This is a genomic window from Fructobacillus tropaeoli (genome assembly GCF_001047135.2).
Taxonomy (GTDB): Bacteria; Bacillota; Bacilli; order Lactobacillales; family Lactobacillaceae; genus Fructobacillus; species Fructobacillus tropaeoli.
The window spans coordinates 1-295 of sequence record NZ_DF968166.1; the positions used below are offsets into that span (position 1 = coordinate 1).

Annotated in this window: 1 protein-coding gene; it reads right to left on the bottom strand. The window is 40.3% G+C overall.

What is annotated here, in order from left to right; genetic code table 11:
* Window positions 1–114: 114 nt before the first annotated feature.
* Window positions 115–295, bottom strand: a 181-nt coding sequence (locus AOQ32_RS08935) for a hypothetical protein (RefSeq protein WP_207657375.1), incomplete at its 5' end; no start/stop codon positions are given.

Sequence of the window (295 nt, forward strand, 5' to 3'; positions counted from 1 at the left end):
GCCTACTTATTTGCTGTGAAGTCTTCGACTTCATGCGCAAACAGCGTAGGGTCTGTTTTTCTTTTTATCCGAAATGGATTTCTTTATTAATCAATCTGTTTCAATCTTTTTTCTCTAAAAAGCCAAAAGACTGTAGTTGACTTTCGCACGAACCCCTGCCAAGGGCAGCAAGTTGTTTTGAGCAGAGAGAGCCCTTAGGTAAATCTCAAAATAGAGAATACTTAAGGGCTTTGCCAAGGTATAGCTAAGAGCCATCGCTTTGGTCAAGTCGCTAACATCGTTTAAAGAGCATTCT